The organism is Streptomonospora nanhaiensis (genome assembly GCF_026642255.1).
GTDB classification, from domain to species: Bacteria; Actinomycetota; Actinomycetes; order Streptosporangiales; family Streptosporangiaceae; genus Nocardiopsis; species Nocardiopsis tropica.
Map to the genome: position 1 here is coordinate 390377 of NZ_CP113264.1, position 12461 is coordinate 402837.

Below are 12461 nucleotides of genomic sequence, written 5' to 3' on the forward strand. Positions count from 1 at the left end.
GGTTCAGTACGTCCAGGGGGGCAGGGGCAGCCGCGGCAGTGCCCGCATCGTGAAGGGCGCCGAGCGCGGGAGCGGGGACGGCTTGGGGGCGGGCCGCTGGCGGGGGAGGAACCGCGGGCCGGAGAGCGGCGCCTCGGGCGGCCGGCCCTGCTCGGGGACCCGGCCCCGGGGCGAGGGCCTCGCCGACCTGGACGGGGCGCCGCCCTTGCGCTGCGCCGGAGCGGTGCCCTGCACGTCCCGCGCGCCCCCGGCGCCCTGGGCCGCGCATCCGCCCTCGCGGAGGGGGTCCTCCCCCGGGGCCCCGCCCGTGTCCGGCCGTGTGCGCGGCGCCGGGCCGGTCGGGGCGGACGCGGGGCCGGCCGTTCCGGCGGCGTCCTGCGGCCCGTCCCCGGAGGACCCGGGGGAGAGGCCCAGCACGCGGTCGATCTCGGCGGGGCTGAGCGGGTGGTCCGCGCACGCCACGGCGATGAGGACCTCCGAGTACAGGTCGATCTCGTCGAGCGCCACGCGGTCGTGGAGGGAGGAGCGGACCATCGGTCGCGGGTGTGTGTCGTGTTCCACGCGCGCCCACCTCCCGGGTGTCGCGAGCGTGTGCCGGTGGCCCCCGGACCGGGCCTTCGTGGTTGCGGGCGCGACGAACCCGGCCCCACGGGCGTGAGGATTTCAGGCTACGCGGGGGCGTATCGGTCGCGCATGACTCGTGAGGACCAGTGCGGGGGTCACCCGGGTTAGCCAGAAGTCCCGAATACCCCATCGCTCCAGTGGTCCGGAGGTGGGGGAGGGGCGGACGCGACGGTTGCGGCGCCGCGTCCGCCCGGGGCCGGTCCGGTGCTCAGGCCCAGAGCACCTCCTGGTGCTGGACGGCGAGTGCGGCGTAGTGGGAGGGGGTGTGCGCGAGGACGAGCCGGTCCTCGTCGTTCAGTTCGCGGACCACCTTGCCGGGGACGCCGGCCCAGAGGGTGCCGGGCGGGACCACCTTGCCGGGAGGGACGAGGGCGCCCGCGGCGACCAGTGCGCCCCGCCCCACGCGGGCGCCGCCGAGCACGATCGCGCCGATGCCGATCAGCGCCCCCTCCTCCACGACGGCCCCGTGCACCATGGCCTTGTGGCCGAGGCTCACGTCGTCGTGCAGGATCGCCGGCTGGCCCGGGTCGGAGTGCATGCCGCACTGGTCCTGGATGTTGACCCTGTCCCCGACCACGATGTCCTCGCCGTCGGCGCGCAGCACCGATCCGTACCAGACGCTGCTCTCCGCGCCCAGGCGCACGCGGCCGACCACGGTGGCGCCGGGGGCGATCCACGCGGTCGGGTGGATCTCGGGCCTCCCGAAGGCCGCGCCGCCGATCCGGGGGCCGAGGGCCCCGTCCTCCGTCTGGCCGTCCGTCGCACTACCCATGTCGTGGCCCTCCATACGTCCTCCGGCTGTGCTTCTCGTCCCCGCGCACGGTGAGGTCGACGGGAAGTTGACCGCTCTGCCCCCGTACGGGGATGATCGCGCATACCTTAGTAAGAACGTGACCGGGGTCCGCGCGGCGATCCACCCCTCGGGACTCCTGACGCCGCGGAGCCGCGCGTGCCCGCCTTGGTCGTCCGGACGGTGTCCGCGGCGTCATACTCTGCTCGCGGCCGGTGCCCCTCATGCGGCCGTACCAGGGCAAAAGGGACAAAATCGAGTGGATGTCGTTTCCAGGACTCGACGGGTGTTCCTAGGACAATGGGGTACGGGGCAACTCTCACGTTGTACGACGTGCAGTCAAACGGTGTAAGGACATGAAGGGCACATGAGCGATATGTTGCCGGGCGGCGGACTGCAACAGGACCGATTCCCGACGGTGCGCAAGGGCGGCTACGACAAGGCGCACGTCGACGACTACTACGTACGCATGGACAACCAGTTCAAGAGCATCCGCGAGCGCTTGCAGCGGATGGACGACGAGCTGGAGCAGTACAAGCGCGATCTCGCCATCGCCCGCGAGAAGGCCCAGGTCAAGCCTGAGCACGAGCAGATCAGCGCGCGCATGGCCGAGATCCTCCGGATCGCCGAGGAAGAGGCCAAGGAGCGTCGCTCCAAGGTCGAGTCCGAGGTCAAGGAGATCGAGAAGTCGGCCCAGGAGGAGATCGCCAAGCACCGCAAGGACGCCGAGGAGCACGCCGAGCGCATCGTGTCCTCCGCGCGTGCCGAGGCGCACGAGATGGTCTCCGGCGCCAAGCAGGAGGCCGACCAGCTCCGAGAGCAGGCCAAGCAGGAGGGCGACCGCCGCCTGGGCGAGGCCGAGGCGCGGGCGAAGAAGATCCACGACACGGCGGACCGTCGGCTCGCGACGCTCACCGCCACGCACGCCGAGGCGCTGCGCCGCCTCAAGGACATGCACTCGACCCTGGCCGACCTGGTCGAGGCCGAGGACAAGGCGGGCGCGCTGGAGACCGGCCTGTCGCGGGAGGACGCCTCCGGCCCGGCCGCCGAGCAGAAGCCCGCCGCGGCGAGGCCCGCGGCCAAGCCCGCTCCCAAGCCGGCGGGACCCGGTGCGGAGGGCTCGCAGCCGGTCCGGTCCGAGGCGGCCCAGGCCGCCCGGGCGGTCACGCCCGAGACGGGGCCCGGCCCCCGGCCCGCGCCGGAGCAGAAGGACGAGGCCACCACCAAGCTGCCTCCGCTCCAGCAGGAGACCGACCAGGCCACGGTGCGCATCAAGCCGGTGATCAGGCCGGACCAGGCCGACCAGGCCGGGCCGAAGACGGCCGGCGGTCCCCAGGAGGAGGAGGGGGCCAGGGGCGGCGGTGACGCCGGTTCGGCCCCCCGCCCGCCCCAGGGCGCCCGGTTCACCGGCCCCGCGCCGGACGGGCCCCAGGGCCGGCCGCAGGCGCAGCAGGCCCAGCCGGGGCAGCAGGCCAAGGCTCCGGCCGGTGACGCGGCGGGCGGAGACCCCGGCATCACCGGTGTCTACCGGCGTCCGGAGTCGGGTCAGAACCAGCCGCCCTCGGGCGACGAGGGAGTCAGGGTCATCCGGAAGCCGTAGGCCCCGACACCTCTCCGCGACCGGTGCGCCGGCCCCGGGGAGCAGGGGTTCCAGGGGCGGGGACACAGTCCCCGCCCTTCGGTGTTTTGTCCTGGTTGTAGGGGGACGTCCGCCTTTCGCGGGCTGTCGGCTACGATTCCGGAAGCCATGATTATCCGCGCGGCCATCCGGTCCGACCTCGGTGCGATCCTGCGTCTTCTGCGTGAACTCGGCGACACCACCGACACCCAGAGCGCGAACGTCCGCATGTCCTCAGCGGCGGTGAGGGCGTGGACCAGGATGGAGACCGACCCCGACCGCACGGTCCTGGTCGCGGAGCAGCGGGGCCAGATCATCGGCACCCTCGACCTGCTGGTCGTCGCCAACCTCACGCACGACGCCCAGCCCTGGGCCGTCGTGGACAACCTGGTGGTGGACCCGCTGACCCGGGGGCGCGGCATCGGCCGCGCACTGATGGAGGACGCGCTCGACCGTGCCACGCAGGCAGGCTGCTACAAGGTCGAACTGCTGTCGCACGAGAGCAGGCACGGCGCGCACCGGTTCTACGCGGCCCTCGGGTTCGACAACTCCGCCGAGGGGTTCCGCCGCTACCTCTGAGGCGGCCCGGGGCCCGGCCCCCGGGCAGGTCCGGGGGCCGGACGTCACGTCCGTGCCCGACGCGCCTTCCGCGCCGGCTTCGGCGCCTTCGCCCGGCCGCCGCGCAGCGGCACGCCCCTCATGAACGCCACGGCCACCAGCCCCAGGACCGCGATCGGCACACCGGCCGTGAACACGCCCTGCATCGCGTGGTCGAAGGCGGTGACGACCACGTCCCGCACCGGTTCGGGGAGCGCGTGCACGAGTTCGGGCGACCCCTGGGCCGCCTCGGCGGCGTCGGCCAGGCCGACCGAGAGCTCCGACGCGCCCGACTCCACCCCGGCCTCGGCGTCCGCCGCGCCCTGGGCCCGCGCGGCCGCCGCGGCCTCCGCCAGCTCGGTGTCGAGCCGCCCCACCATCACCGCGCCGAACGCGGCGACGCCGGTGGCGCCGCCCAGGTTGCGGAAGAACACCACCGAGGCGGTGCCCGACGCCATGTCCGCGACGGGCAGGGAGCTCTGCGTGGCCAGGAGGAGGAGCTGCATGTTCAGGCCGAAGCCGAGTCCGACCAGGGCCTGGCCGACGACGACCGTGGTCAGCCCCGGGTCGAGGTGGGCCTGGCTCAGGGCGAGGAACCCGATCACGCACAGCAGCATGCCGACGACCGGGTAGGCCTTCCACCGGCCGCTCCCGCTCACCGCGTAGCCGGAGCCGATCGAGGTGAACAGGAACGACGCCACCAGCGGCAGCGTCATCAGGCCGGACACGGTGGGCGACATCCCGTGCACCATCTGGAGGTACTGCGGCATGTAGATGATGAGTCCGAACATCATCATGCCGACGCACACCGAGCCGAGCGAGGCGAGCACGAAGGTCCGGTCGCGGAACAGGCGCGCGGGGATGATCGGCTCCCTGGCACGGCGCTCCACCAGCACGGCCCCCGCGGTGAGCAGGACGGCGGCGGCGCCCAGGGCGTACGACAGCGGCGAGTTCCACGCGATCTGGGTGCCGCCGAGGCTGAGCAGGACGATCACGGTGCTCGCGGCGCTGAAGATCAGGCCGGCGCCGGCCCAGTCCACGGGTGCGTCGCGCCGGGGCACGAACGGCATGGTGAAGAGGAACTGGATGACGACGAACGCGACCACCGCGAGCGGCACGGTGATGAGGAAGCACCAGCGCCAACCGAGCGGGCTGTCCACCAGGAACCCGCCGACCAGGGGGCCGAGGACCGTGGACACACCGAAGACCATGCCGATGAGGCCGCTGTAGCGCCCGCGTTCGCGGGGCGAGACGACGTCGCCGAGGATGATGTTGGGCAGCGTGGCCAGGCCGCCGACGCCCAGCCCCTGGAGGGCGCGGGCGGCGATCAGCCAGTTGATGTCCTGGGCCAGGCCCGCCGCGACCGAGGCGACGATGAAGATGCCCAGCGCCACCTGGAAGAGGAGCTTGCGGCCCCAGAGGTCGGAGAGCTTGCCCCACACGGGGGTGGAGGCGGTCATGGTCAGCAGCGCGGCGGTGGCCACCCAGGCCAGCCGGTCCTGCCCGCCCAGCTCTCCCATGATCGTCGGCAGGGCGGTGCCGACGATCGAGTTGGTGAGCATCGAGGTGAGCATGGCCAGGACGAGGCCGACCATGATGCGGTGCACGACGCGCTTCGGGGGGAGCGCGGGGTCGTCGTCGGCGGGGGGTTCCGGCGCGACCGCGGGGCTCGGGGCCGTGCGGACGGCGGAGGCGTCGGGGGTTCCAGTGGTGGGATGGTCGGAGGAATCAGGGCCCGTCATGGCGGTCGGCGCCTTCTTCGAGGGGGCGCTCCCGGTTTCTCCTTCTCGACGCAACGACTCTTCCACAGGCCCCCCGATCACGGACGCACGAAAGCCCCGCGGCTCACTGCCGGGGGCGACGTCCTCCCTCTGGTATAGGTAAACGGTGTTGACCTGTCAAATCGGTATCTCTGCTCCCGTTTCGGTATGCGCGGGTCCTTCCGAGGTGCCAACCTGGAAACCTGAAAGCCAGATCGCGGCCGCCGAGGGGTGTGCAGATGGACCGTCCGGACGAAACCGGAAGCGGTGCCGGGCCGACGCGCGGCCGGGAGGCGACGCGGGCGCGCATTCTCGCCAGTGCCCGGGAACTGTTCACCGATGAGGGATACGGTTCCGTCTCCTCGCGGATGATCGCCTCCCACGCCGGCGTCAACGTCGCCCTGATCAACCGCTACTTCGGGGCCAAGCGCGGGCTCCTGACCGAGATCCTGCGCGAGGACGGCGTCTTCCCCGGCCTCATCGAGGGGGACCACGGAACCCTCACCCGTCGCCTGGCCGAGCACGCGGTGAGCCGCCTCCACGGCGAGGGCACCGCGCTCCAGCGCGCCCTCGACGACTCGGCGGGCGACCCCGACCTCCAGGCGGTCTACCAGGGGCGGATCACCACGGCGATGATCGACCCGCTCTCCGCCTACCTGGGCGGGGAGGGGGAGCGGTCGCACGCCTCACTGGTGGCGGCGGTCATGCTGGGGCTGAGCCGGGTGCGGTTGGTGGAGGGCGCGACCGCGCTGCGGGCGCTCGACCGCGAACGGCTCACGGCGCGGATCCAGGCCCTGCTGGACCTGTGCCTGGAGGACTTCGGCGACCCCGGGGCGTAGGGCCGGATTGTCGCCGGGCAGGCGTCGGGGCCCACCCCGGCCGTCCGTCCCCGGGCCCTCCCCTGTGGCCGAAAGCACGTCCGCGGATCCGGTTCCCGTGCCCGGAAGCGCCCGCCCTTCTCCGCGCCGTTCCCGTTTTCCCGGGAACGGCGTTTTTCGGGACCGTGCCTTTTCCGCGTGGACGCCGACACGCGCTTTGCCGTTCCGGCAAAGGATTTCGGATTCGGCGTCCCGCACGTGAAGAGTGGGGGCGGAGGTGGTCGACATGAACCACGAACACACGGGGCACGGGCACGGGCACGGGCACGGGCACGGGCACGGTACCGGAACGGGGGCGCCCAGTGTGCCGGTGACGGCGCAGGACTGGGACGAGCGGTACGCCGCGGCCCCCGCGCTCTGGAGCGGCAACCCCAACCGCCACCTGGTGGCGGAGGCGGAGGGGCTGGCGGCCGGAAGGGCGCTGGACGTCGGCAGCGGCGAGGGCGCGGACGCCGCCTGGCTGGCCGGACGCGGGTGGGAGGTGACCGCGGTCGACATCTCGGAGGTGGCGCTGGAGCGGGCCGCCGCCCACGCGGCGGAGCACGGTCCGGACGTCGCCGGGAGGATCACCTGGCGCCAGGCCGACATCACCGCGTGGACACCGCCCGCCGACGCGTTCGACCTGGTGTCGGCGCAGTACATGCACCTGCCCCCGGAGGCGCGCTCCCGTCTCGTCGAGGGTCTGGCCGCGTCCGTCGTGCCGGGGGGAGAGCTCCTGATCGTCGCGCACCACCCGCGCGACCTGGAGGACGGTGTCCCGCGCCCGCCCATCGAGGAGATGTTCTACACCGGCGACGAGCTGGCCGCGGCCCTGCCGGAGAGCGGGTGGACCGTGCTGGTCGACGAGGCCCGCCGCGGGGAGCAGACCCTCGAAGGCGTGACCTACACGACCCACGACCTGGTGTTCCGGGCCCGCCGGGAGCCCTGACAGGCTCCGGGGCCGCACCGCGGCGCGGCCCCGCGGGCGGCGGCCGGCCGTGCGCTTCGACACGGTCGGCCTCCGCCGCCCGCGCCGCCCGCGCCGGCCCCCGGCCCAGGGGTGCGGGGCCGGTCGCGGGGTTCTCCGCCCGCCGCCGGGTCGCGCCCCCGGGCGGGGCGGCGCGACCCGGCGGGACGGGTCAGTCGCGGAGCTTGGCGACGACGTCGATCTCGACGAGGATGTTCGCCAGGTCGGAGCCCACGGTCGTGCGCACGGGGTAGGGGGCGGAGAAGTGCTCCTCGTAGACGGCGTTGAACTCGGGGAAGTCCGCCTTGAGGTTCTCCAGGTGGACGGTCGCCTTGACGACGTCGTCCAGGGTCAGCCCCTGCTCGGCGAGGACCGCGGAGACGTTGGCCAGGACCTGGGCGGTCTGCTCGCCCACGGTCGGCGCCACCCGGCCGGTCTCGGGGTCCTGGGGGCCGAAGCCCGCCGTGTACAGGAACCCGCCCGCCACGACCCCCTGGCTGTACGCGCCGGCGGGAGCGGGGGCCTTGTCGGTACGGATCGCCTTCTTGGACATCGGGGAACTCCTCTGGTCGGGTGGCGCGTGCGCGCGCCGGTGCTCGTACAGAATCGCAGGCGGTCGTCGGCAGAATTATTGGCAACAAAGTTACCAATTGCCCTCGGGGCAGCGTATCTTGGGTCACACCGGTCACCGCCCGGCGGCACGCCGGACCGGAGGGCCGGGCCCCCGAACGGAGGAACAGTGCAGCCTGAGACCGTACTCACCGGCGGACGGGTCATCGACGGCACCGGAGGGCCGTCCAGGCAGGCCGACCTCGTCCTGCGCGGCGGGCGCATCACCCGCGTCGCCCCGCCCGGCGGGGCCCGCGGCCGGGGGACCGCCGTGGACGTGACCGGGCTCGCCGTCGCCCCCGGGTTCATCGACATGCACTCCCACTCCGACCTGGCCGTCCTCGCCGACCCCGCGCACGAGGCCAAGACGCTCCAGGGCGTCACGCTGGAGGTCCTGGGCCAGGACGGCCTCGGCTACGCACCCGTCACCGACGACACCGCCGACGAGCTCCGCGCCCAGCTCGCCGGATGGAACGGCGCCCCCGACCTCGACCACTCCTGGCGCACCGTCGGCGAGTTCCTCGACCGCGTCGACGCCGGGGCCCCCGTCAACGCCGCCTACCTCGTCCCCCAGGGCAACGTCCGCATGGCCGTGCTCGGAGGGGAGGACCGCCCGCCCACCCCGGACGAACTCGACCGCATGCGCTCGATCGTCGCCCGCGGCATGGAGGACGGCGCGCACGGCCTCTCCAGCGGACTCACCTACACCCCCGGCATGTACGCCACGGACGACGAGATCGTCGCCCTGCTCGCCCCGGTCAGGGCGGCGGGCGGCTACTACTGCCCCCACCACCGCAACTACGGCTCCAGGGTTGTGGAGTCCTACCGGGAGTGCCTCGACGTGGCCCGCCGCGCCCAGGTGGCCCTCCACCTCGCGCACTGCCACGTCAACTTCCCGCAGAACCGGGGCCGGGCCCCCGAGGTCCTCGACGCCATCGACGAGGCCACGGTCCGCCACGGGCTCGACGTCACCCTGGACAGCTACCCCTACCGCGCGAGCGCCACCTACCTCGGCGCCCCGCTGCCCAGCTGGGCACAGACCGGCGGCACCGCCGCCACCCTCGACCGGCTGCGCGACGCGCCGACCCGCGCGCGCGTCCTGCGCGAGATCGAGGTCGACGGGACCGACGGCAACCACGGCGTCCCCATGGACTGGGAGGCCATCGTCGTCACCGGCGTCGCGGACCCCGCCCTGTCGTGGGCGGTCGGGTCGTCCGTCGCCGACCTCGCCAAGGAGCGCGGGGAGCAGCCCGGCGACCTCTACATGGACCTGCTCGTCGCCGACGGGCTGCGCAGCGGCTGCCTCCTCCAGGTCGGCAACGAGGAGAACATCCGCACCATCATGCGTCACAGCTCCCACACCGGGGGGAGCGACGGCATCCTCGTCGGCGCCAAGCCGCACCCGCGCGGCTGGGGCACGTTCCCCCGGTACCTCGGCCACTACGCGCGCGATCTCGGCGTCCTCACCCTGGAGGAGTGCGTCCACCACCTGACCTCCAGGCCCGCCCGAAGACTCGGGCTGAGCGACCGGGGCGTCATCCGGGCCGGGGCCGTCGCCGACCTGGTCGTGTTCGACCCCGACACCGTGGACGCCCTCGCCACCTACGAGGAGCCCCGGCGGTCGCCGGTGGGCATCCACCACGTCCTGGTCTCCGGGGAGTTCACCGTCAGGGACGGGCGCCGCACCGACCGCCTGCCCGGAAGGTCCGTCCGGAGGAACCGGGGGTGAGCGAGCACACCGCGCGGGAGGCGGACGGGACGGAAGGGGCGCCGGGAGCGGTGGCGGGCGGGGTCGACGCGGTCTGCGTCGGCGAGACCATGGCGGTGCTCACCTCGCCCGAGGCGCTCGCGGCCGGGACCCTGCTCCGTGTCGGCACCGGGGGCGCCGAGTCCAACGTGGCCGTCGCCCTGGCGAGGCTCGGGCACGCGTCCGCCTGGGTGAGCAGGGTCGGCGACGACCCCTTCGGCAGGATCGTCACCGACGCCGTGGCCCAGTGGGGCGTGGACGTGCGCGGGGTCGTCGTGGACCCCGTGCTCCCCACCGGCCTGTACGTCAAGGACACGGCTCCCGGCGGCGCCGGGGTCCTCTACTACCGCTCGGGGTCGGCGGCGTCCGCGCTCTCGGCCGCCGACGCCGACCGGGTGTGGTCGCGGGGCGCGCGGACCGTGCACCTGTCGGGCATCACCCCGGCCCTGTCCGCCCGCGCCTCGGCCCTGGTCGAGCGCCTGCTGGACCGGCGGGCGGGCGACGGGGCGCTGAGGTCCTTCGACGTCAACCACCGGCCCGCGCTGTGGCCCGCGAGGGTGGCCGCGCCCGTGCTCCTCGACCTCGCCCGGCGCGCGGACGTGGTGTTCGTGGGCCGGGACGAGGCCGAGCGGCTCTGGGGCACACCGACCGCCGAGGACGTGCGCGCGGTGATGCCCGAGGTCGGGACGCTGGTGGTCAAGGACGCGGAGCACGGCGCGACGTGTTTCGAGGGCACGGGAGCGGTCTTCGAGCCGTCCCCGGAGGTCGAGGTGGTGGAGGCGGTCGGCGCGGGTGACGCCTTCGCCGCCGGGTTCCTGTCCGGGCTGATCGACGGGCTGTCCGCCGAACGGCGGCTGCGGCTCGGCCACGCGGTCGCAGGGGCGGTCCTGCGCTCCCACGGGGACACGCTGGACACCCTGCCCGAGGGCCTCGCGGGGATCCGCGGACGCGCCGTGGAGGCCCCGGGGGACTAGGACGCGGTCCGCGGGTGCCTTCGGCGGGCTCGGCGCTCGCGCCGGTCTCCGGGAGCGGTCGCCGGGTCCTCTCCCGCAGGGCGGGCGGCGAAGGCCGGCCCGGGTCCGGCCGTCCGGGCGCGGGCGGTGCGGCTGCGCCTCCGGTCCCGGACCTTCGAGATGGCAGGAAGGTATTGACTTGCGATAGAAAACAATCGATTATCGATACATGCACAGGTATCTCACCTTCCTCCTCCGCGCCGCGATCGCCATGGTCCTCCTGCTCGGACTCTTCGGACAGTTCGTGGTCATCCCCGGGGCGGCGGCCGACGAGGTCGCGTACTTCCCGCCCTACGCACCGCTCCAGGTGCCCTACGTGACGGTGGCGATCCTCGGGGTCGCCTGCGTCCAGGTCGCGCTCATCGCGGTGTGGACCCTCCTGGGCATGGTCGAGCGCGACGCGATCTTCGACGGGAGGGCCTTCGTCCGGGTGGACGTCGTCATCGGGGCCACCGTGGTGGCGACGCTGCTCACGGCGGGGGTGACCGTGCACCTGTTCGTGGCCGAGATCCCCTCGCCGGACGACGGCATGGACCTGTTCGCCGCCCTGGGCGCGGCGTTCGTGACCACGTGCGCGGGCACCGTGTTCTCGATGGTGCTCGTCCTCATGCGCGGCCTCCTGCGCAAGGCGACGGACCTGCGGACCGAGCTCTCCGCGGTGGTCTGATGGCGATCGTCGTCGACCTGGACCTCCTGCTCGTCCGGCGCGGCATGTCGGTCGGGGAGTTCGCCGAGGCCGTCGGGATCACGCCGGCCAACATCGCCGTGCTGAAGAACGGCCGTGCCAAGGCGGTGCGGTTCACCACCCTCGACGCGATCTGCCGCACGCTGGAGTGCCAGCCCGGCGACGTCCTGCGCTGGGTGCCCGACGACGGGGGGCGGGAGGCGGGCCAGGGGTAGCGGGGCCCTTCGCGGGCCCCGCGACGCCCCCTTCCGGGGCGGCCCCCGTCACCCGCCCTGTGAGAGGCGGCCGGCCGCACGCGGACCCTCCCGCCGGGGGCGGCCGGCCGCCGGCGCGGCGTCCTCAGCCGATGACGATCGCCCCGGCCAGGACCGGGTCGCCGAAGGTGACCGTGCCGTGGCCCGAGGCCAGGGCGCGGCTCCCCTGGCAGCTCGTCCCCGAGAACAGCGCGAACTTGACCTTCGCCTCGGTCGAGACCTCGGTGACGCCGCCCTGCCCCGTCTTGAGGGTGCGGCACCCGCCGTTCTCCACGGTCTGCTGGTAGCCCGACTCGAAGGTGACTCTGACCGGGGGCGCCTGGTCGTCCCTGCTCGACAGCCCGGCGATCGCTCCGGCGATGGTGGCGGACATGGTGGCGAGGTTCGCAGGGCGGATCGGCACGGGACTCCCCTTTTCGACCGGGTTCGCACGGGCACGACGGCGCCTGGCGAGTGCGGAGATGGTTACTCCGTGTCATTTAGCTACAGGGCCCCGCGAAAGGTGAGGAGCCCCGGCGGAGTGTCGGCGGATTTCTCGGGCCCGGTCCGGGGCGTTGTCGGACCGTACCGCCGCGGATAGGATGCGTCCCGACCGGCATGTGCGGAGAAAACGGGGAAGGAGGCCGGTATGGGGCTCGTGCTCGCGTTCTTCGAGTTCCTCATGGTCGGCTTCGTGCCCTCCGAGCTCCTGCCCGCGCCCGGCTCCCTGGCGCTGCTGGTCGCCGCCGTCGGCGCGGCCATCGCCCTGTTCGTCCTCCACGGCACCGCGCTGTGGCCCGTCGGCGACACCGCCACGGGCGCCGCGCACGCGATGCGCCGCAGGTCGGCACGCCTTCCCGTGCTCACCTTCCGGGACCCCGACGCGGCCGGACGGCCCCGTCCCAGGGCTCCCGGCGCGGCCCTTCCGGCCGCTCGCTGACCGTCACGGCACACCCGTACG

The 12461-nt window shown here is 73.7% G+C and carries 14 protein-coding genes; 9 read left to right on the forward strand and 5 right to left on the reverse strand.

Translation table 11 applies throughout. The annotated features are described in order from the left end of the window. Window positions 1–3 precede the first annotated feature (3 nt). Complete coding sequence (locus OUQ99_RS01755) at window positions 4–561, reverse strand: hypothetical protein (RefSeq protein ID WP_267947659.1); 558 nt, start codon at window positions 559–561, stop codon at window positions 4–6. Window positions 562–832: 271 nt separating this feature from the next. Then, the gene (locus OUQ99_RS01760; protein ID WP_267947660.1) at window positions 833–1396 is read right to left on the reverse strand and encodes a gamma carbonic anhydrase family protein; all 564 of its coding nucleotides are present in this window, start codon (window positions 1394–1396) and stop codon (window positions 833–835) included. A gap of 394 nt (window positions 1397–1790) precedes the next feature. On the opposite strand from OUQ99_RS01760, the gene OUQ99_RS01765 reads away from it, so the two are divergent. Further along, entirely contained in the window at window positions 1791–3014 is a 1224-nt protein-coding gene (locus OUQ99_RS01765; RefSeq protein ID WP_267950216.1) for an ATP synthase F0 subunit B, read from the forward strand. 147 nt (window positions 3015–3161) lie between these two features. After that, the gene (locus OUQ99_RS01770; protein WP_267947661.1) at window positions 3162–3611 is read left to right on the forward strand and encodes a GNAT family N-acetyltransferase; all 450 of its coding nucleotides are present in this window, start codon (window positions 3162–3164) and stop codon (window positions 3609–3611) included. A gap of 44 nt (window positions 3612–3655) precedes the next feature. Here OUQ99_RS01770 and OUQ99_RS01775 read toward each other — a convergent pair whose 3' ends face one another. Beyond that, entirely contained in the window at window positions 3656–5371 is a 1716-nt protein-coding gene (locus OUQ99_RS01775; RefSeq protein ID WP_431061474.1) for an MDR family MFS transporter, read from the reverse strand. A gap of 257 nt (window positions 5372–5628) precedes the next feature. Here OUQ99_RS01775 and OUQ99_RS01780 point away from each other — a divergent pair, with 257 nt between their 5' ends. After that, window positions 5629–6228: a TetR/AcrR family transcriptional regulator gene (locus tag OUQ99_RS01780; RefSeq protein ID WP_267947662.1), complete on the forward strand. Its 600-nt coding sequence runs from the start codon at window positions 5629–5631 to the stop codon at window positions 6226–6228. A gap of 265 nt (window positions 6229–6493) precedes the next feature. Then, window positions 6494–7195, forward strand: coding sequence for a class I SAM-dependent methyltransferase (locus OUQ99_RS01785; RefSeq protein WP_267947663.1), 702 nt, complete (start codon window positions 6494–6496; stop codon window positions 7193–7195). 190 nt (window positions 7196–7385) lie between these two features. Here OUQ99_RS01785 and OUQ99_RS01790 read toward each other — a convergent pair whose 3' ends face one another. Next, window positions 7386–7766 carry a RidA family protein gene (locus tag OUQ99_RS01790; RefSeq protein WP_267947664.1) on the reverse strand — a complete coding sequence of 127 codons (381 nt, stop codon included), beginning with the start codon at window positions 7764–7766 and terminating at the stop codon, window positions 7386–7388. A gap of 186 nt (window positions 7767–7952) precedes the next feature. Between OUQ99_RS01790 and OUQ99_RS01795 the strand changes: the two genes are divergently transcribed. The 4 genes from OUQ99_RS01795 (at window position 7953) to OUQ99_RS01810 (ending at window position 11482) form a co-directional block, all read left to right on the forward strand. Next, entirely contained in the window at window positions 7953–9551 is a 1599-nt protein-coding gene (locus tag OUQ99_RS01795) for an N-acyl-D-amino-acid deacylase family protein (RefSeq protein WP_267947665.1), read from the forward strand. A 50-nt stretch (window positions 9552–9601) separates the two neighbouring features. Beyond that, the gene (locus OUQ99_RS01800) at window positions 9602–10543 is read left to right on the forward strand and encodes a sugar kinase (protein WP_267950218.1); all 942 of its coding nucleotides are present in this window, start codon (window positions 9602–9604) and stop codon (window positions 10541–10543) included. Between the two features lie 208 nt (window positions 10544–10751). Then, window positions 10752–11249 (forward strand): DUF2975 domain-containing protein, encoded by a 498-nt coding sequence (locus tag OUQ99_RS01805; RefSeq protein ID WP_267947666.1) that lies wholly within the window; start codon window positions 10752–10754, stop codon window positions 11247–11249. Next, window positions 11249–11482, forward strand: a complete 234-nt coding sequence (locus OUQ99_RS01810; RefSeq protein WP_267947667.1) for a helix-turn-helix domain-containing protein — start codon at window positions 11249–11251, stop codon at window positions 11480–11482. Before OUQ99_RS01805 ends, OUQ99_RS01810 begins: the two co-directional genes overlap by 1 nt. A gap of 124 nt (window positions 11483–11606) precedes the next feature. Here the strand turns inward: OUQ99_RS01810 and OUQ99_RS01815 are convergent, their stop codons facing one another. Further along, window positions 11607–11924: a hypothetical protein gene (locus OUQ99_RS01815; RefSeq protein ID WP_267947668.1), complete on the reverse strand. Its 318-nt coding sequence runs from the start codon at window positions 11922–11924 to the stop codon at window positions 11607–11609. A gap of 225 nt (window positions 11925–12149) precedes the next feature. Here OUQ99_RS01815 and OUQ99_RS01820 point away from each other — a divergent pair, with 225 nt between their 5' ends. After that, window positions 12150–12440, forward strand: coding sequence for a DUF6412 domain-containing protein (locus tag OUQ99_RS01820; RefSeq protein ID WP_267947669.1), 291 nt, complete (start codon window positions 12150–12152; stop codon window positions 12438–12440). Window positions 12441–12461 lie beyond the last annotated feature (21 nt).